The organism is Massilioclostridium coli (assembly GCF_900095865.1).
GTDB classification, from domain to species: Bacteria; Bacillota; Clostridia; order Oscillospirales; family Ruminococcaceae; genus Massilioclostridium; species Massilioclostridium facile.
In genome coordinates, this window is sequence record NZ_FMIZ01000006.1 from 513,421 (window position 1) to 531,274 (window position 17,854).

The following is a 17,854-nucleotide window of genomic DNA, read 5'->3' on the forward strand; positions in this document are numbered from 1 at the left end:
TTTATTTTTTGTTTATTATAATGCAGTATGATAATAGCACATATCCAACAGTTCACGGATTTGATGAGTGGTTGGAACACGTGGATTAGAAGGAGTACAAGCATCCGCCATTGCATTTTCTGCAATAATATTGCGGAACCCTTTGTAATCATCTTCATTAATATCCTGATCTCTCAAACTTACTGGAATACCCAAAGCATCAATTAATCCTTCTACTAATTGAATAAAGTTCTTTACACTTTGGCGATTACTTCCTGCACCGACACCCATTAAATGGGCTAATTTTGCGTATTTTCTCATAGCATAAGAACAATCTTCTTTGGAAATTACACGCATACCAGCATTAAATGCAATAATATACGGTAAAATAATTGCATTGGCACGGCCATGTGGAACATGGAATTTAGCGCCGATTGCATGGGCGATGGAATGGTTGATTCCCAAATTCGCATTATTAAATGCCATGCCAGCCATACAGGAAGCATTGTGTAATTTTTCACGCGCATGAATATCATTTCCATTATCATACGCCATTGGCAGATATTTAAAAATAATCTGTACGGCTTTTTCTGCTAATGTATCAGAAAAATCAGTTGCACCAGTAGAAACGTAAGCTTCAATCGCATGGGTTAGAACGTCCATACCAGTATCTGCAGTAACAGTCGGTGGAACGCTTAAGGTCAATTTAGGGTTGAGGATTGCCACATCTGGCAGCATAATATCATCAACCAATGGATATTTTACATTTTTTTCTTTATCAGAAACAACTGCAAATGCGGTTACTTCAGAACCAGTACCAGATGTAGTAGGAATAGCAACACAGAATGGTTTTGGAACCTGAGCGATTTTCATGTAAAAATAGCTGATTGCTTTTGCAGTATCAATCGCAGAACCGCCACCCATCGCCATGATGGAATCTGGTTTTACTTCCATTGCCTGGGCAATACCATCGATGATAACATTCATTGGTGGATCAGCAACAACATCGCTGAAAACAGTATATTTTGCTCCCATCTGATCCAGAACATCGGTCAGGTTTTTAATCATGCCAGAAGAAGCTGCAAATGGGTCAGTAATAATATATACATTTTGGATTGGATAGCCCTTTAGATATTCAAACGCATCTACGCCTGAAAAAACTTTTGTTTTTACAGCAAAAGAACTCATAATTTTCTCTCCTTACTATTTAGAAAATTCCGAAAAAGATAAGAATCTAATCTATATTATACTCCATATACAAGCTAATGTCAAAACATTGTCAAAGAAAATTCTATTTTTTGATGTAAAAAATTTGTCATAAAAAAAAGGATATTTTTATTTAAAAGATTCAACCCTTATTTCTAAGTTAATTTAATCTGTAAAATCGTTTTTTACCCCGTCCCGTAGCAGTTCCAGAGCTTTTTTTTCTATCCGGGAAACATAGGAACGTGAAATCTTTAAAAAACTGGCAACTTCCCGTTGTGTCATCGGGCGGTTTCCATTAAGGCCATATCGCATACAAATAACCTTTTGTTCCCTAGGAGAAAGTAATTTTCGAACACTTTGATAAAGCTGTTCCGATTGCAGTTTTAAATCTACCATATCAGCCATATCGGTTTCATCTGCGATAATATCCAGCAGTGACAGTGCGTTTCCATCCTTATCAGTATCAATCGCATCACTTATGTAAACATCGCCAGCAGTCTTTTTTAAATTCCGAAAATGCATTAGGATTTCATTCGCTATCCCCTCGGTTTGGCTCTGGGTTTTCCTCTGCCAAATCGGTATAGTCAATCTCCGATTCCGTATCGCCAAACAGCACCACATGGACGTTTTTCCCGTCCCAGACAATCCGGCGAATGAATGCACGCAATGCCATCCGCTTTTGTTCTACACTCATAGTATCAAAGGACTGTCCGAAAGATTTTAACAGTTCTTTTGTCCTGTCAAATTCTTCGCTGGAATAGAGATGGTTTTTCGTGAGGGATTCCAGTTCGTTAATCCGATTCTTGATTTTCTCGTTTTTCTCATGGAGGGTGTTAATCTGTTCGGTAATGTAATCAAATGCCGGAGTGTTCGGCGTCTTTGCAAGGGTATCCACCAGATTGGCAATCTGCTGTTCATTCTCCTGCAATTCCTTTTTGAGAACATCTAACTGTTGATTGTATTCCTCCCGGTTGCCTTCCAATTTCTTTTGTACATTCACTAAGTTTGTCATGAAATAGGAGCTATCTTCCGAAATCAGCTTAATTTGTTCGCATATCATTTTGTCAAGCTCGTTGCCGTTGGGATTCTTGCTGTTGCAGAGCTGACAACGACTGCGTTCTTTTGTTTCACAGAGATAGCTGTAGATCTTCTCTCCCTGTGCGTTTGTCCGCTGACTGAGTTTGGGTCGCATGAAACTGCCACAGTTCCCACAGTACAGCAGACCGGAGAGCAACGCCACATTGCTTTTGGGCTTGCGGTAGGACTTGGAACGGTTTTGACTGAGCAGTTCCTGTACTTTCACCCAATCGGCTCCGGCAACCAAGCCCTTGTGTTTTCCAACAGCCACAATCCATTCGTCCATATCCCGCATTTGGTTGGATTTGCCGGATTTCTGAATGGTTTTATTGTAGGCCATAATGCCATGCTTGCCGTCAAATTCCGATTGTTCGGCGTAAATCTCCACGCCTAAGCTGTCAAAATACTCCCATGCGTTCTGGTCGGCTATCATGTAAACCGGATTTTGCAGAATGGAACGAATGGAAAACCGGGTAAAATTCTTCCCGTTTTTTGTGGTGACATTGTTCTGCAACAAGTAAGTATCCGTCTTGGTAAGGGAATTGGTTTCAATAAATTTCGAGAAAATCAGCTTGATAATCTCCGCTTCTTCTTTAATGAGTTCCAGCTTGTAGGCTTTTCTCTCTTTTCCGTCTACCGTAACACTCCCGACAATCTGCGTACTTTTATATCCGGTTGGCGTCGTACCGCCTAACCAACGTCCAGACTTGGCGAGCTCGTGCATATTGTCCCGGATACGTTCTGCGGTGGTTTCCCGTTCCAACTGTGCAAAAACGGAAACCATCATCATCATGGCTCTGCCGCTTGGGGAAGTGGTGTCAAAATCGTCCCGGATTGAAGTGAACTCCACATTGTAGTAGTCAAATTCGTCTTTGAGCTTGGCGAAGTCTCCCACATTACGGCTGATACGGTCTAAACGGTAGCAGACCACAGCCTGAATCTGATTTGCCCTGATTTGCTTCATCATAGCCTGAAACTGTGGACGGTTGACATTTCCTCCGGAGAATCCCTCGTCCTCAAAAATGAGAACATCTTCTTCCGTTACATTTTCATGGTGGAGCTTGATATGTTGACGGCAAAGCTCAATTTGGTTTTCAATGCTTTCACCCTTGCCGGTAAATTTTGATTTTCTCGAATAGATGGCGTATTTCCGGTTATCCTGTCCTTTCATTGATTTGTCCCTCCATATTAAGTTATGTGACTTTTTGATTTATCACACAATGGCTTTTCCTTACAACCTTATTATAAACCGAATACGCCAAAAAAGCAAAACATTTTCTCGCTTGCATTTACTAAGTAAAAATGCGATAATTACAATATAAAAAATGGTCGGGGAATATGTTGCTATGGATATTCAAAAAAGATATTGGCGTTTTTTGGTACAAATTAAAGCATGGATTTTTTATCTTGACGTTTATGCGGAATCGTCATACAAATGGGACAGGCGAATCAACATTTTTACTGCTATCACTTCTTCCGCTAGTATTGCAGCTTGGACAATATGGAGTAAGTATAATTTTATATGGGGTGCAATAATAGCAGTTTCGCAGATTGTTTCAGCAATAAAGCAGTATCTTCCTTACAGTAAACGTCTTGAGATAATTCGACCATTTATTGCGGACTTGCAACTGCTTTTTACAAAAGCGGATTATATGTGGTTTAAGGTTGCAAATGGGGAACTCACCGAAAACGAAATAAATGAGGAGTTATTTTCATTAAAGAAGAGATATGCTGAGTTGGAACAAAAACACTTAAAGCAAAATAGTTTAGTAGAAAACAAAAAATTTCGTGATATGGCTGACCAAAAAACAGATGAATATTTTACATCAAATTATTGTTAGAAGGTGAAAAAATGGAAAATAAAAAGCCAAGTAACAACCCATCTACTACCCCAAAAAATCCACCATCAAAGCCCGGCTCATCGACAGACCATAGAAATTTTACACTTCCTCCCACAACGGCAGGACCACCAATGCCACAGACAAAACCTCCTAAAAAGTAAGTAAACCCTAGTTATCTAAAAGGATAACTAGGGTTCTTTCTATCCAACCTCATTTTTTCCTTGTAAAGTCGACTTTGATGATTTTACATCTTCTTTCGCATTGATTCTGATAAAAGCTTTTCCCTGCTCCAAATATAGCTCCTGTTGTTCTGTACTCAATGACCGGAAGATACGCAATAGTTCATTTTCCAAATGTGTTTGAGTATTTCCGATTTTGATATTTAAGAGATAATCGGCAGACACATTAAAGTATTTTGCAAACAGTTTCAATGTTTCAAAATCCGGTTCACTTATTCCCTGCACATATCCGCCAAGGGTAGACACAGGGATTTCCAAGTCCTTCGCCAGTTGTTTTTGTGTAAGACCACGTTCATCTATTAAAGTGCGTAATGTATCGCAAAAAGGCATAAATATCAACTCCCCTTTCATTTTAAAGGAGAAACGAGTTTTCCACTCTTAAAAACGAGATAATCATTGACAAAACGATTTTTTAGGATTAAAATAAAGAAAAGTATTGCAAGGAGGAAAAATTGTGAAGTTCAAAAATATATGTGCTGTTGCACTTTCTCTATCTTTAACGGTTGGAATTGCCGTTCCTGTTTTTGCACAGGAAACCGATTCAAACGTTACAGTGTCTTATGCTATGCCTGCTTCGGTCAAAATTGGAGAGTGGATTCCAGATATTCCGGACGAAAACAAAAGCATCACTTTGGAAAATTTAACTCCCAGCACTGATGTCTTTTTGTCTTTAGGAGACTGGAAAACAGGCGTTGGCAGTTTTGACCAACATGGGGGTTGGAACGGTCCAGAGACAACCGATGAAAACGGTAAACTGGTTACGTCAGACACATTCCATACAACGGAGTCTTTTTATAAGCCTGGAACAATTCGTTTCCAAGCACAGTATTGTTATAGTAATGACGTTTTGCCGACTGATGGCGACTATACCAAAATAGGCGATCCTTTTACCGTTACAGTTGAAGAACCTGTTATTCAGACAAATGCGCCCTCGTCCGTTCAATCTGGCGATACTCTAAATCTCACCACGGAGCTAACTAATACCGCCCTTGTGAATAAAGATACTGCTTACTATCTGAACGAAAACAACTATTCCGGCGGTATGCTGGTTGAAGATGAAACCCATAAAACCCACGAAGCCGCTTACCAGCCTTCCGTTGAAATTTTAGAGGGTAAGGATATTGTCAGCCAATCGAATCAAGATTATTCCAATACATTAAAATCCAGCGAAACGCTTACCTTTACTGGCTCCGGTACTGTGAAACTGAAAGTGACATACAAACAGTTCAATACCTGCAAAGACTGCATTCAAAGCGACAGTAAGCTTTACAGCCCTGAAAAAATCATTACGATTCAGGTAACGGAAAAGGCAACTAATATTACAGATTCCGTTTCAGGCATTGTGATTTCCGGGAACAATCTCCCCAATGATGTTACATTAGCGGTTAAGTCAAATGACAAACAGGCTGTTAAAAATACGGAAACAGCTTTAGCTGATATAGGCTATAATGAGTTTGTTGCCTTTGACATTACATTGGTTGATGATAATGGCGATACCGTTCAGCCAAACGGAAAAGTGGAAGTATCCATTCCTCTACCGGAAAAATACAAAGGACTTAATAACCTTGGCATTTATTATATAGACAGCAATGCGAAAGCGGAAAAAATGGAATCAAAAATTGAGAATAATTGTATTACTTTTGAAACCGACCATTTCAGTACTTACGCTTTAGTAGCGGAAAAAGAAGAAGCTACAAATCCCCCTGCCCAACCGGAACAGCAAAAGCCAACCACAGATAATCCAAAGACTGGGGATAATAGTTCTCTCATGATTTCTGTTTTGGTATTCGTAATTTCCGGTACAACTTTGATATTTCTTTTCATTCGCAAGAAGAAACACGCTTAAATGATTACAAGGTAGGGCAACATCATTGCTCTACCTTGTTTTTTCTCTCTTAAATTGTTAGAATGAAAGTATAATATTCTGCAAGATAGGAGAGGACTAAATGACAATTTGGGGAATTGGAGCATATTTAACAAGCATACCTCCAGAAGATGTAGTAAGGTTTTTTCTTAATAACGGTGTTGCATTCATAGGACACGACCTGTCAAAACACCCACGCCTTAAAGAACTTAGAAAGAAAATTCGTCTTGGCGATTTAATTTTTATAAAGTCAAGACATGATTATTCTAAACCTCTGCGAATTAAAGGAATCGGAATAGTAACAGATGCCGATTGGAGCCTAAAATATGGATATGAAGATAAAGAAGGAATTAAAGTTTACTGGGTAAAAGATTTAAGTGGTGATGATTACGTTGAGATTCCTGCACCCAACAAATATGGTTCTACTCATACTCTTTATCAGGAAACAGATCCAACGGTAATTGAAAATATTCTTAATTCGTTATATAAAGAAAAATGCAAAGAAAAGACGCTCTGAAACAAAATCAGGGCGTCTTTTTCGTTTGCTCTCTATGCAGTCTATAAGGCTCATAGAGGGCTTTTTCTTTTTTGGGGCAAGCTTTCCGCAAAACATATCTCTTTTGTTCTATGTGCTTCTTAGCCGCTTCTGAGACAAAAAGAGAGGTTCTTAAAGCTTAAAGGTTTTGAGTTCTTCAATCATGGTCGCCAATGTATCGTCTACCACTGTAAAGCTAATACCAAGATGGTTGCTTACCTTTCCGTCCTGTACCAGTTGACGACGAATTGCAAGAATCTCACGTTTTGCCTTTTCCAAACTTACCGTTACATCAACGCTTTCTTTAACAATGCGTATCATCTTTTTCCCTCCTCTCTGCTTTGTCACAGAAATTCAGGCAGATTCCGCCCAGATGTATTACGCCCCTGTGCTCTCTTTATTTTATCTTTACCGTTCTAATTTCTAAAATCAATAGTTTCTTTGCTGTAATATACACACTTTTTGCGTTATTACAAACAAGCAAAACAATTTCATCAAAGAAGTACATTCATGAACTTTTTATTAACGCTCAAAAAATCCTGATGTTTTCTCTCTTCCAAAACGTTATTAAATACTAGAACATACAGGAGGTAATCTGATGGAAGAGAAGAAACAAATTGAAAATGAACATTTAACAAAAGTGTACCATACCAATCACATTGTAGAAGCTATTACGGTTGAGAAACGTTGTACTGGTATTGCACGTTATCGCAAGGTGAGCAGACAGGGTTATGTTAATTTGGAAACCGGAGAGTACATTGAGAGCAAAGCTCGTGCAAGTCCGATTGATATGGAAAAAAGATTTAAAAAGTCCTGTCATGAGTTAAGAAGGATTATCAATCTGAACTTTACAGGGCATTGTTCTGAAAAGTTTTTGACTTTGACCTATTCCAATATCATGAGAGACTATAAGCAGGTCAATCTGGACTTTAAAAGATTTTGGAGCAGGTTTCGGTATTCCTATCCATCTTGCGAGTATATCCGTATCATAGAACCGCAGGGTAACGGCAGCTACCATCTTCATATACTGATGAAACGTATGGACAAACAAGGTTTATTTGTTCCAATGGAGAAACTCAAACAAATGTGGGAACACGGTGGTGCATGGATTGAAAATTTCCCCTTTGTCGATAATTTCGGCGCTTACTTTTGCCCGAAGTTTTTGAAAGAGAGCACCACTCCTGTTGATACTGTTTCAAAAGCGTATGAAAAAGGAACTCGCGTTGCTTTCTATCCAGAACATTTCAGACTGTATAGCTGTTCCAGAGGGATTCAAAAGCCTGTTCCTGTCACGATGACATATGGGAAGTTAAAGCAAATCGTTGGGGAAACACCACCTTGCTATTCCCATACCACGACCATCCGAGATGAACAAGGTAGCGGAGAAGTTTTGAACTCCATTACCTACGAACAATATATTTTAAGGGGGGAGAAACACCATGAATAATGTGACACATGAAGATTTAGTTGATATGCTGTTTCGAGAAATTCAGTCGACAAACAATTTGATCGGCACTCTTGAATGCACAGGATTCATGTCAATGGAACGCTGGAACTTTATGGGAAAATATATCTCCGAGCTTTCCGAAATTCAAAACGAGGTTCTAGAGGATTTTGAACGTTACAAGCGCACTATCCAAAAGTAGAATCATGTTGGACAATACTTCACGCATATCCTGTTAGAAGGGAGGGGGCTTGGTAAGGTATGGAGGTAATCATGCACTACCCTAAGACGGAACAGGGCTGGCGGGAACTTCAAAAAAGAATAGCTTCTGTTCATGCCGAAGCGGTAGAGCAGTATCTCACAAAACTACCATGCCCTAAGGGTCAGAAGCTGGCGTTACTGAAAGCCGTTCAGGACGATTTAAAGAATGGTAAGTAGGTACATAAAATGAGACGGTCAGGCTAGTTAGGCTTGACCGTCTTTTTTACTTGAATCCTTCATATTCAAAATAAATTAAATCGTAATTTCTAACTTGAGTAATTGAGTCGGTCAACTTATTTTCTATTCGAACCATTAAAATTAAAGATAATATAAGATTGCGAATTATGTTCATGAGTTTTATAGTCTTAGAGTACAACAATTTAGGAGATATATAATATAAATTATCGACCTGGTTAAAACAGTAATCCTTATGTTCAATATGATTCCTTAAATCGCTATATAATTGCGAATCAGGAGAGAGTATAGGGTTAATTTTCAATTTATCTTGTCTGTTTTCCCTATATTCTTTTCTTATCCAGTAAATCCCATATAAATATTGATTCTTAATATCTAACAGCTCAATTCCATCTTTTGTTTTTTGATTCCATACGCTATTGAAATTTACTTTATGTTCTTCACAGTCCAAGGAAAAAAATCTATAAATCCAAAATGCAACTTTATCAAAAAATGAGTAAAGACAGTTGAAGATTAACATTAATTCAATAGTTGAAGTTTCAGTTTCATTATTACGATTGATATACAACTTCTTTCTTTGATTAAAATATAATTTCATCATATTTTTTAGCATGGTATTTAAATCTGGACCGAGCTGTAGATTATCGTCAAGGTATTTCAAAGACACGTCAAAAGTTGCTTCCTGAAAACTATTTATATCGTTAATTGAATTTAGATATAATACATTTTCTACACACCAATTTGAATAAGAATCACGGTCGTCATCAATGCGATTGAATTCATCTTTCAAGTCAAATATCCATTGAGTTGTCTTTCTTTTATTCTCTAAATTTTTTATCCATAGAGAGTTATATTGTTGTTTCTTATCTTTAAAAAAGTCTTTCCCGTTTTCAAGTTTATCAAGATGTATTTCGTCATATAAAGAATAAAGTAAATTAAAGATTTTATTTGGACTATTGAAGTCTAAAAATGGGTAGTGCTTTTCAATACACAAAGCATAATTTCCTATTGCCATGTCAAAAAAGGGGTCTATTTTTAGAGCTTTTCTAAAATATATCATAGCATCGAATGTTCGAAACTGATCGCTGAGTTCTTTTCCTAAATTTGTGTAGCAACGCTTCATGGTTTCATGTGTTAAAAGCCAATCTTGTTGAAGAGAATAGTCCTTTTCATAAATTTGCACAGCTTTTAAATAGAAATAAATAGGATAATAGTATTTGTCTTCTTTACGAAAAATCATTTCAAGCCAGTTGCCAGTTTGATAGATTTCAGAAAAGAACAATCCTAAATTATATAAAAATGAAATTTCATGTTTTGGCGATTCAAATGTGTATATATTATTCCTATAATTTTCTGCATAATAAACAAATTCTTGTTCTGTAGTACAGTTTAAAAATTTTTTGAATTCTTCCGAGTCCACGCCCTAACCTCCTTTTTAATCTAAATTATACACTATTTTTATTAAGAATAAAACTTCTCCCATGTCCCCTTTGTCACCCTCACTTTTCCGCTTTCCCACCGTTTCACTGCTCCGGCGCTCACGCCATACAGCTTTCCAAATTGGTACTGTGTCAATCCCATGCTTTTGCGAATCTTCTGTATCTGCCAACCCTGCCCGTCATAGAGAAAACGGTTGTATTCGTCCAGCAGGTCGGTGACGTCCACTTCCAGCAACCCCGCAATCCGGCTGAGCTTGTCTATCGGGTAGTAGTCATGCTCCGGGTTCTCATAATGAATATAAGTGCTTTCGTTAATCCCTGCGTAGTCAGCGACTTGACGCTGGAGCAGGGATTTTTTGTATCGGTAATACCGCAGCTTGTCCGCCGTTGTCGTGAGCATTGCCGGATTGGGGTACTGGATATTGAACTTTTCGGCGTCGGTGAGCTTTTTTGGACGTAGAAACTGAAAGTTGTGGATTGCAAGGGGACTGTAAATCGTCCGTCCGTTTCTTTGTTTACTGAACACATACAGGCTATCGCTGATTTTGAGGAACAACCGCCATTTTGGAGTATTCCGGGAAAAGGGAGCTTCTTTTTCCTGCTCCGAACCCAAAAGAGCCGTTATGAGGGGATTGGTTTTTCTATACATCTAGAGGCATAAGTAGCGAAACGGGTGCCTTTCGAGTAATGGAAAGTATTTACTGCCTTAATAAGGCCAATGGTTCCAATCGAGATGAGGTCATCCTGGTCATCGGTAGAGGCATAGTATTTTTTAATAATATGGGCTACGAGACGGAGATTATGCTCAATTAAACGGTTACGGGCATTGGTATCTCCTTGTTCCATTTTCATAAAGCATTCTTTTTCTTCTTTTGCAGAAAGCGGTTTTGGAAACGACTGATTTCGCTCCACATGCAATGCCAGATAGCATAAGTGCCGGATGATGGTTCCGAAAAATTCAAATAGCAAAGTCATCACATCCTTTTCCATTGCTATTAGTTTATGAAAGGAAAAACAGAATGTTGTATGTCCGCCAGAATTCCAATTGGTTTCAACATAGGATATGATGTAATTTATAAAACTTTTTTGTTCTATCAATAGATTTGTCATATAAATTCATTATCCTTTATACTAGGATCGTATTCATATTAAGAAGGGGAATATATGGGTCAAAAATTACGTGATTTTTGGAAGCACAATTGGATCTATTTAGCAGTATTGCTTTTTATCTTTGTTTTTTGCCATTTTGTCGCATGTTTTTCGTTGGTAAATGGTCCTAGCATGGAAAATACCTTGCAGGATCGTGATTTTGTAATTGTGTGGCAGTTAGGGTATACCCCAAAGGCAGGAGATGTTGTAGTTACAGATAAGGAAAATGATTTTGATGTGAATTTGGTAAAAAGGGTAGTTGCAACAGAAGGACAAACAGTAGAGATACAGCAAGGTAAATTGTTCATAGATGGGAAAGTAAAACAGGAAGATTATCTCAAGGAAGGCAACTGGTATGGAGATATGCCACCTATTGTTGTACCAGAAAATTCGGTGTTTTTAATGGGGGACAACCGGAATCATTCCAGCGATAGTCGTGAAATTGGCTGTTTTTCCAACGATGCCTTACTAGGAAAAGTTGTATTCCGTGTGTTTCCATTTCAGAGGATAGGAGCAATTCATTAGTGATAAAAAATGTTATTTTAACTGGAAAATGGGCCTCTATGACTTGGTAGGCTAGTTGGTTTACCAAAATTAGTGGCAAAATTATTTTTTGTCGGGAAAGCTATTGACTTTTTTCCGATGTTTTCATTATAATAAAAGTAAGTTATTTATGCAGTTTTACTGGGAAGAAGATTTTCTTCCGGGAATATGGTGAAAATCCATGACAGCTCACACCTACTGTAAGCAGTTACGAAACTTCAAATCCCACTGATTATTGCGCCATCGGGAAGGGGAAGGATTAGGTTTGAAACTGTAAGTCAGGATATCCATAAATAACAGGAATCATTTATCTTTTGGTGAGAATAGATAGGGGATACATAATCAAGAAAAAACAGGTGTATTGCCTGATTTTGTTATGTCAGCCTTTCTGTCTATCAGAAAGGCTTTTTGATTGGAATGGATTCCATACTCTAAACTTCCTCACCATAAATTAAGGCATTGCCTAAAAATGGAGGAAATGGATATGAAACAAAAATTAATTGCTTTGCTTACTACTATGGCAATTATGGTTGGGATGTTTGCTTTCCCAGTCAGCGCAGCAGAAAAAAAGGATTTAAGCCAGGATATCCAGGATACTGCAGCTTATTTGCAAACAATGTATGATGTGGAAACAGAACAACCAAATGAAACCAGTTATTGGGACATGCTGTATCTTGCTCGTGCGGGAGTAGAACGCGATAATATTTTATTTGAACTATATCGCAGCAATATTGCTACTGAATTACATGAAACTGGAAAATTGGAATATGAAAATTGGGATGGAACAAAATCTGAAAGTGCCATTTACTATGCAGCAAATGCTTTAGCTTTGGCGATAATTGGGGAAGATCCAACCAATATTGATGGGTTTAACCTGGTAGATAAACTGGTATCTATGGACCGTAGCACTGTTACTTCATTATACTATACCAACTTACCAGTTATTTTGATTGCGGCAACCCAATTTGATGATGAAATTACAGATAAAACCTTTGCTACAGATATTATCAATGTGTTGAAAACAGAATATAACAACAGTAAATGGGGTGCCAATTGGGGTGCAGATAGCCCAGCTATGGTAGTAGCTGCTTTGGTGGATTATACAGATACAGACCCAGAAGTAAAAACTATGGTAGATGAAACTGTAGCATGGTTGCAGGAGCAGGTAAAAGCGGATAAAATGACAGTTTCCAACACTGCAGAAAAAGTATTAACTGCTTTGAGTTTAGTAGGACCAGAAGCGGTAGCAGCCGCAAATGATTCTACTGGCAAAAATATTGTGGATATTGTATTGAGTTTCCAATCCGAAACCACACCAGGTGCATTTACTTATAATGGAAAAGATAACTATATGGCTTCTCAACAAGGGTTAGAGGCGATGTTAGCATACCAGAGAATGGTAGATGGTAAAGTTGGTTTATACGATCTTTCCGATACTCCAATCCAACAATACAAACAATTAATTGAAAAAATCGACCAGTTGCCAGAAGTAATTCGTTTGGAAGACGAAGCGACTATTGTTGCGCTACGCCAATTGTATAATAGTTTACCTGCTGCGTTCCAGGCAAAAGTAACCAATATTGCGGATTTGGAAAAAGCGGAACAAGTGCTCCAAACCTTAAAAGAGGTTGCAGGTTCAAAACCAGATTCCAGCAAACCAGAATCCAAACCAGAAGACACAACATCTTCCCATCCTGTTCCAGCCACAGGGGATATGGGAGTAGCTTCTGTTGTTGCCCTTTGTGGTTTAGCCGGTGTTTCTATAGTTGCTTTACGCAGAAAACAGAAATAATATGAGGATTGCTCCAAACAAGGACATTCCTAATATACACAGATAAACTGATACCTTGTTGGAGCCTCCTAACTGGGGGCTCCAACCTGTTTATCTTATGAAAAAGTAATTTGTTGTAAGTTGTTTTTTCATAGGACAAACCAGAATTCATTAAAAAAGGAGAGCATAACCATGAAACGTTTTGTTTGTTTCTTATTAAGTCTTATCATTGCGGTTTCTTTTGCTGGATGTGGAGGATTTGAAACGGTGGAAGAACATAATAAAAAACTGGAGTCTTCCTATGGTTCCAGTGAATCAACTTCTTCCCAAGAATCCAGTTCTTCTCACAATGAAGAAGAGGAGACCACAGAGGATAATCCAGGTTCGGGTTCCAGTCAGGAAGCAGGAGGGGAATCTTCTAAATCAGGAAGCGCAAAACAGACTCCTTCCACAAAATCAGGAGGAAACCAGCCTGCGGCAAACCAACCATCTGAGGATCAGCCAAATTCCGCGCAACAGCCATCTGGACAGACTCCAACAGCACCTCCTGCGGAAACAACACCTTCCCAAGCACCGGAAACCCCACAAACCATCCAGGTCACTATTTCAGTACAGTGTAAGGCATTAGTTGGGAACAACAATTTAGCGGAACCATACCGCCCATATGTTCCTTCAAATGGGTATATTCAAGGAACGACCCAAGTGACAATTTCAAAAAACGGAACAGTATTTGACGCTTTACAGGCATTGAATCTAAACCCTGCTCCAACATATACAGGTTCTGTAAAACGAAAGGATATTTATATTACATCTATCCACCATATTCCTGAAAAAGCTTGCGGGGACCAAAGCGGATGGAAATATAAAGTAAACGGATCTATTCCCAATTTGTCCTGTAGCGACTATACGCTGCAAGGAGGGGAAACCATTGAGTGGTATTATGCGGAACATGTTTTTGATTGATTAAGGGGGAAAACAGATGCGTACCAACTATTTCTCACAATTGCATCCTGGAGTATGCTGCTGTTTTTTTCTATATGCAGTGACATTTAGTATTTTATTTAATCATCCTATAATGATGGCCACCAGCTGTTTAGCAGCTTTATTTTGTGCAGGTTCTATGAGTGGGTGGAAAACTTTAGGGATTAGTGTTTTGTTTACGATACCTACCATTGTGATTTTTGCGGTGGTGAATCCTTTTTTTAACCACCAAGGAACTACCCCACTATTTTATTGGAATGACCAACCAATTACATTGGAATCCACCTTATATGGATTGTGTTCTGGTGTTATGATTATCTCTATGATCATGTGGTTTATCTGTTTCCAAAAGACGGTGGAAAACCATAAGCTACTCTATTTGTTTGGTAAGGTGATCCCTACCATTGCACTGATGGTGACGATGATTTTGCGGTTTATCCCTTATTTTAAAAGGAAGTTGGATCAGATCGCAGCTACTCAACGGATGTTTGGAGTTTCTACCAGTTCTGGAAGTATCAAAAACAGGCTAAAAGCGGGTGGTAGTATTTTGTCTGTGCTATTTTCGATTAGTATGGAAGGAACGGTAGGAACATCGGATTCTATGCGGGCAAGAGGATATGGATTAAAGGGAAAAACCCATTACAAAAGTTTTTGCATGAAACCGCGGGATTGGTTTTTCCTTGGAGTATTGTGTGGCGCGTCAGCTTTTCTCATCTGGGCTTTTTATGCAAAGCAATTTCAGTTTTATTTTTTCCCTGCTATGACGGATTGGCGGCTAAATCCTATCCAATTGGGGATTTGTATTCTTCATTGCATCATACTTTGTTCACCACTGCTTTATAATGGATGGGAGGGATTGCGTTGGCACAGAATTCAGGTAACAGCATAATGCCAGTATTTCAAGCAAAAAATTTGAGTTTTTGTTATCATAACAGCACACATTCTGTTTTACAGGATGTGAATTTTACCATTCAACCAGGGGAGTTTATTTTGCTGTGTGGACAATCTGGCTGCGGAAAAACAACCCTCTTGAGGCATTTAAAGCATTTAATTGCACCGGTAGGGAAGATGACTGGAGAGTTGTTGTTTGAAGGAGAACCAATCCAAACAATCAAAGAACGCCGGTTGGTTTCGGATATAGGGTTTGTATTCCAAGTACCGGATGATCAGATTGTTTGCGACCGTGTTTTCGCGGAAATGGCATTTGGTTTGGAGAATTTGGGGATACCTTCGGATGAAATTCGACGCCGTGTTGCGGAAATGGCGAGTTTTTTTGGAATTGAACACTATTTTTCCCAAACCATAGAGACTCTTTCTGGTGGACAAAAGCAGATTTTAAATCTAGCTTCAGTGATGGCTATGCAACCTAAAGTATTGATATTGGATGAGCCTACTTCTCAACTGGACCCTATTTCCTCCTCGGAATTTTTTGCGGTTTTATCCCGGTTGAATCAAGAACTGGGTTTGACCATTATTATAACAGAACATAAATTAGAGGAAATCTATCCATTGGTAGACCGTGTTTTTTTAATGGAAGAAGGAAAATTTTTGGTACAAGATACACCGAAAGCAGTAGCGTCCTGGATTGGGAAGCACCAGCATAACATGAGGTATGCTCTACCAACTGCCAGTAGGATTTACCAGCAATTGGATTGTCCTGGCGAAATTCCTTTGACAGTAAAAGAAGGACGGGAGATGCTGGGGCAATTAGAGGTTATTAAAACTATCCCATTGGAGAAATGTCCCCATCCAAAACAAAAACCGGTATTGAAAGTAAAAGAGGTTTGTTTTCGCTACGAAAAAAACGGGTCTGATGTTTTACATAACCTTTCGTTGGAGGTATTCCCTGGGGAATTGCTTTCTATTTTGGGTGGAAATGGTGCGGGAAAAACCACCTTATTGCATTTGTTATGTAAAATGTACCGTCCTTACCAAGGCAAAATCAAGCTCAATGGCAAGGATTTGGCAAAACTACCTCAAAAAGAAATTTGTCAGAACCATTTGGCGTATTTACCTCAGAATCCTTTAATGGTTTTTGTAAAAGACACGGTAAAACAGGATTTACTCTTTTTAGCGGAAACACAAAAAATTGATCCAAAACAAATTGAACAGACCATCCAGTCATATTCTTTTTTCCAGGATATCCTGCCGTTGATGGAGCGTAATCCCATGGATTTAAGTGGTGGTGAACTGCAGCGAGCAGCATTTTTAAAAATTTTGCTGTTAAAACCCCAGGTTATTTTATTGGATGAACCCACCAAAGGATTGGATGCGTTTTCCAAACATGATTTATCCTTTATTTTAAAGGAACTAAAACAACATGGTATCACCATTTTAATGGTAACCCATGATATAGAATTTTCAGCGGAATACTCTGACCGGTGTGCCTTGTTATTTAACGGGGAAATTGTATCAACCGGAACCCCAAAAGAGTTTTTTTCTTCTAACCATTTTTATACTACGGCAGCCAGTAAAATCAGCAAAGGAAGGTTGGAACAGGCTGTGACTTGTCAGGATGTGGTGGAACAATGCAAAAAATAACCAAAATAATTGCCTATTTGCTGTTTGGGGTTGCCATTTTCTTGTTGGGATACGCAACGGTTACGGGAATGACCCATAATTATATATTATTTAGTTTTTTACTGGCAGCAGGAATCTGCGGTTTATTTTTTGTGTCATTTGAATCTAGAAGGCCGGCACTACGGGACATTATGCCTGTGATTATTATTTGTACGCTTGCTTCGGCAGGAAGGGTTATTTTTGGATTCCTTCCGCAGGTGCAGCCTGTGACGGCGATTGTGATTATTACAGGCATTTGCTATGGCAGGCAAACAGGATTTTTAACCGGAGCCCTTTGTGCATTGGTATCCAATATGATTATGGGGCAGGGACCTTGGACACCTTGGCAGATGCTAGCATGGGGAATTATTGGCTGGATTGCTGGTATATTCGGAAAATTTTCCTGGGGTAAGCGGTGGATTCCAGTATTGTGTTATGGTGCTTTATCAGGGATGCTGTTCAGTATGATTACGGATATCTGGACCGTGGCCTCTTTGGGGATGAGCATTACCGCGGCTTCCACCTGGATGATATTTGTAACCGGATTTTTATTTAATATCTCCCACAGTGTGGGGAATGTCATCTTTTTATTGTTGCTATACCGCCCAATGTCAAAGAAAATGGAGCGAATGAAACAAAAATATGGGGTGCTGATTTCATAAATGATATTAGGAAAAGATGAATATCCCTACTATCTTAAGTAAAAAAATAAATCCTCCTTTTGATATCATGGTTACAAGTTTAGTAATTATGATCTCAAAGGAGGATTTC

General features: G+C 38.7%; 20 protein-coding genes and 1 riboswitch. Of the genes, 12 read left to right on the forward strand and 8 right to left on the reverse strand.

Annotation, left to right across the window (positions count from 1 at the left end):
* Window positions 1–15: 15 nt before the first annotated feature.
* The 3 genes from BQ2683_RS04525 to BQ2683_RS04535 all read right to left on the reverse strand — a co-directional run bounded on the left by BQ2683_RS04525 (window position 16) and on the right by BQ2683_RS04535 (window position 3,433).
* Complete coding sequence (locus BQ2683_RS04525; protein ID WP_069987565.1) at window positions 16–1,167, reverse strand: 1-propanol dehydrogenase PduQ; 1,152 nt, start codon at window positions 1,165–1,167, stop codon at window positions 16–18.
* A 183-nt stretch (window positions 1,168–1,350) separates the two neighbouring features.
* The gene (locus BQ2683_RS04530; protein ID WP_076939116.1) at window positions 1,351–1,707 is read right to left on the reverse strand and encodes a sigma factor-like helix-turn-helix DNA-binding protein; all 357 of its coding nucleotides are present in this window, start codon (window positions 1,705–1,707) and stop codon (window positions 1,351–1,353) included.
* 7 nt (window positions 1,708–1,714) lie between these two features.
* Window positions 1,715–3,433 carry a recombinase family protein gene (locus BQ2683_RS04535; RefSeq protein WP_069987566.1) on the reverse strand — a complete coding sequence of 573 codons (1,719 nt, stop codon included), beginning with the start codon at window positions 3,431–3,433 and terminating at the stop codon, window positions 1,715–1,717.
* Window positions 3,434–3,608: 175 nt separating this feature from the next.
* Between BQ2683_RS04535 and BQ2683_RS04540 the strand changes: the two genes are divergently transcribed.
* Window positions 3,609–4,103 carry a hypothetical protein gene (locus BQ2683_RS04540; RefSeq protein ID WP_069987567.1) on the forward strand — a complete coding sequence of 165 codons (495 nt, stop codon included), beginning with the start codon at window positions 3,609–3,611 and terminating at the stop codon, window positions 4,101–4,103.
* Between the two features lie 200 nt (window positions 4,104–4,303).
* Here the strand turns inward: BQ2683_RS04540 and BQ2683_RS04545 are convergent, their stop codons facing one another.
* On the reverse strand, window positions 4,304–4,672 hold the full coding sequence (locus tag BQ2683_RS04545; RefSeq protein WP_069987568.1) for a helix-turn-helix domain-containing protein: 369 nt from the start codon (window positions 4,670–4,672) through the stop codon (window positions 4,304–4,306).
* A 124-nt stretch (window positions 4,673–4,796) separates the two neighbouring features.
* Between BQ2683_RS04545 and BQ2683_RS04550 the strand changes: the two genes are divergently transcribed.
* Window positions 4,797–6,188: an LPXTG cell wall anchor domain-containing protein gene (locus tag BQ2683_RS04550; RefSeq protein WP_069987569.1), complete on the forward strand. Its 1,392-nt coding sequence runs from the start codon at window positions 4,797–4,799 to the stop codon at window positions 6,186–6,188.
* A gap of 100 nt (window positions 6,189–6,288) precedes the next feature.
* Window positions 6,289–6,723, forward strand: coding sequence for a hypothetical protein (locus tag BQ2683_RS04555; RefSeq protein ID WP_069987570.1), 435 nt, complete (start codon window positions 6,289–6,291; stop codon window positions 6,721–6,723).
* Window positions 6,724–6,873: 150 nt separating this feature from the next.
* On the opposite strand, the gene BQ2683_RS04560 is transcribed toward BQ2683_RS04555, so the two are convergent.
* Window positions 6,874–7,062 (reverse strand): hypothetical protein, encoded by a 189-nt coding sequence (locus BQ2683_RS04560; RefSeq protein WP_069987571.1) that lies wholly within the window; start codon window positions 7,060–7,062, stop codon window positions 6,874–6,876.
* A 277-nt stretch (window positions 7,063–7,339) separates the two neighbouring features.
* Between BQ2683_RS04560 and BQ2683_RS04565 the strand changes: the two genes are divergently transcribed.
* From BQ2683_RS04565 to BQ2683_RS13345, 3 genes are read left to right on the forward strand one after another with little or no spacing between them, the layout of a single operon-like run.
* Window positions 7,340–8,188 carry a rolling circle replication-associated protein gene (locus BQ2683_RS04565; RefSeq protein WP_069987572.1) on the forward strand — a complete coding sequence of 283 codons (849 nt, stop codon included), beginning with the start codon at window positions 7,340–7,342 and terminating at the stop codon, window positions 8,186–8,188.
* Complete coding sequence (locus BQ2683_RS04570) at window positions 8,181–8,387, forward strand: hypothetical protein (RefSeq protein WP_069987573.1); 207 nt, start codon at window positions 8,181–8,183, stop codon at window positions 8,385–8,387. Before BQ2683_RS04565 ends, BQ2683_RS04570 begins: the two co-directional genes overlap by 8 nt.
* A 59-nt stretch (window positions 8,388–8,446) precedes the next feature.
* Window positions 8,447–8,623 (forward strand): hypothetical protein, encoded by a 177-nt coding sequence (locus BQ2683_RS13345; RefSeq protein WP_159427350.1) that lies wholly within the window; start codon window positions 8,447–8,449, stop codon window positions 8,621–8,623.
* A gap of 46 nt (window positions 8,624–8,669) precedes the next feature.
* On the opposite strand, the gene BQ2683_RS04575 is transcribed toward BQ2683_RS13345, so the two are convergent.
* From BQ2683_RS04575 to BQ2683_RS04585, 3 genes are read right to left on the reverse strand one after another with little or no spacing between them, the layout of a single operon-like run.
* Window positions 8,670–10,061, reverse strand: a complete 1,392-nt coding sequence (locus tag BQ2683_RS04575; protein WP_069987574.1) for an LA2681 family HEPN domain-containing protein — start codon at window positions 10,059–10,061, stop codon at window positions 8,670–8,672.
* Window positions 10,062–10,102: 41 nt separating this feature from the next.
* Complete coding sequence (locus tag BQ2683_RS04580) at window positions 10,103–10,693, reverse strand: helix-turn-helix domain-containing protein (protein WP_069987575.1); 591 nt, start codon at window positions 10,691–10,693, stop codon at window positions 10,103–10,105.
* An 8-nt stretch (window positions 10,694–10,701) separates the two neighbouring features.
* Window positions 10,702–11,055, reverse strand: coding sequence for a sigma factor (locus BQ2683_RS04585; protein ID WP_083256391.1), 354 nt, complete (start codon window positions 11,053–11,055; stop codon window positions 10,702–10,704).
* 189 nt (window positions 11,056–11,244) lie between these two features.
* Here BQ2683_RS04585 and lepB point away from each other — a divergent pair, with 189 nt between their 5' ends.
* The 6 genes from lepB (at window position 11,245) to BQ2683_RS04615 (ending at window position 17,745) form a co-directional block, all read left to right on the forward strand.
* The gene (gene lepB / locus BQ2683_RS04590; RefSeq protein ID WP_069987576.1) at window positions 11,245–11,754 is read left to right on the forward strand and encodes a signal peptidase I; all 510 of its coding nucleotides are present in this window, start codon (window positions 11,245–11,247) and stop codon (window positions 11,752–11,754) included.
* 129 nt (window positions 11,755–11,883) lie between these two features.
* Window positions 11,884–12,081, forward strand: a riboswitch (cobalamin riboswitch).
* Between the two features lie 175 nt (window positions 12,082–12,256).
* A complete protein-coding gene (locus BQ2683_RS04595; RefSeq protein ID WP_069987577.1) occupies window positions 12,257–13,564 on the forward strand; it encodes a hypothetical protein in 1,308 nt (435 codons plus the stop codon).
* Window positions 13,565–13,735: 171 nt separating this feature from the next.
* Window positions 13,736–14,506: a DUF4430 domain-containing protein gene (locus BQ2683_RS04600; RefSeq protein ID WP_069987578.1), complete on the forward strand. Its 771-nt coding sequence runs from the start codon at window positions 13,736–13,738 to the stop codon at window positions 14,504–14,506.
* Window positions 14,507–14,522: 16 nt separating this feature from the next.
* A complete protein-coding gene (locus BQ2683_RS04605; RefSeq protein WP_069987579.1) occupies window positions 14,523–15,413 on the forward strand; it encodes an energy-coupling factor transporter transmembrane component T in 891 nt (296 codons plus the stop codon).
* On the forward strand, window positions 15,386–17,065 hold the full coding sequence (locus tag BQ2683_RS04610; RefSeq protein ID WP_235843883.1) for an ABC transporter ATP-binding protein: 1,680 nt from the start codon (window positions 15,386–15,388) through the stop codon (window positions 17,063–17,065). Before BQ2683_RS04605 ends, BQ2683_RS04610 begins: the two co-directional genes overlap by 28 nt.
* Complete coding sequence (locus BQ2683_RS04615) at window positions 17,053–17,745, forward strand: ECF transporter S component (RefSeq protein ID WP_069987581.1); 693 nt, start codon at window positions 17,053–17,055, stop codon at window positions 17,743–17,745. Before BQ2683_RS04610 ends, BQ2683_RS04615 begins: the two co-directional genes overlap by 13 nt.
* Window positions 17,746–17,854: the final 109 nt, after the last annotated feature.